Origin of the sequence: Staphylococcus pasteuri (assembly GCF_003970495.1) — a bacterium.
In the GTDB taxonomy this organism is placed as follows: Bacteria; Bacillota; Bacilli; order Staphylococcales; family Staphylococcaceae; genus Staphylococcus; species Staphylococcus pasteuri.
This window is the reverse complement of sequence record NZ_RXWW01000056.1, coordinates 1-682: the sequence shown is the minus strand read 5'-3', so window position 1 is coordinate 682 and position 682 is coordinate 1. Positions and strand designations below refer to the sequence as shown.

The 682-nt window shown below is 51.8% G+C and carries 7 tRNA genes; all 7 read left to right on the top strand.

The features are described from left to right. Position 1: 1 nt before the first annotated feature. A tRNA-Ala gene (locus tag CD121_RS07905) sits at positions 2–77 on the top strand. A 24-nt stretch (positions 78–101) separates the two neighbouring features. Next, positions 102–175 (top strand) — tRNA-Met (locus CD121_RS07900). 28 nt (positions 176–203) lie between these two features. Then, a tRNA-Ile gene (locus tag CD121_RS07895) sits at positions 204–277 on the top strand. 9 nt (positions 278–286) lie between these two features. Continuing rightward, positions 287–376 (top strand) — tRNA-Ser (locus CD121_RS07890). A 10-nt stretch (positions 377–386) separates the two neighbouring features. Beyond that, positions 387–462: transfer RNA gene (locus tag CD121_RS07885), tRNA-Asp, on the top strand. Positions 463–494: 32 nt separating this feature from the next. Then, a tRNA-Ser gene (locus CD121_RS07880) sits at positions 495–584 on the top strand. A 20-nt stretch (positions 585–604) separates the two neighbouring features. Further along, a tRNA-Met gene (locus CD121_RS07875) sits at positions 605–678 on the top strand. The last annotated feature ends 4 nt before the right edge of the window (positions 679–682 follow it).

The window sequence follows — 682 nt, the reverse complement described above, 5'->3', positions numbered from 1 at the left end:
TGGGGGCTTAGCTCAGATGGGAGAGCGCCTGCTTTGCACGCAGGAGGTCAGCGGTTCGATCCCGCTAGTCTCCACCATATTAAATTTACAAACTAGATAACGGCGGTGTAGCTCAGCTGGCTAGAGCGTACGGTTCATACCCGTGAGGTCGGGGGTTCGATCCCCTCCACCGCCACTACTTATTAGTTGTAAGATTATATTTAGGACCTTTAGCTCAGTTGGTTAGAGCTAACGGCTCATAACCGTTCGGTCGCAGGTTCGAGTCCTGCAAGGTCCATATAATTTTGGAGGAATACCCAAGTTCGGCTGAAGGGATCGGTCTTGAAAACCGACAGGGCCTTAACGGGCCGCGGGGGTTCGAATCCCTCTTCCTCCGTTTTATATTTGGTCTCGTAGTGTAGCGGTTAACACGCCTGCCTGTCACGCAGGAGATCGCGGGTTCGATTCCCGTCGAGACCGCCATTTTATTTTAATAGCATTTTACCTATAATCATGGAGGAATACCCAAGTCCGGCTGAAGGGATCGGTCTTGAAAACCGACAGGGCCTTAACGGGCCGCGGGGGTTCGAATCCCTCTTCCTCCGTTTTTATTATTTATTATTAACGCGGGATGGAGCAGTTCGGTAGCTCGTCGGGCTCATAACCCGAAGGTCGGTGGTTCAAATCCGCCTCCCGCAATACA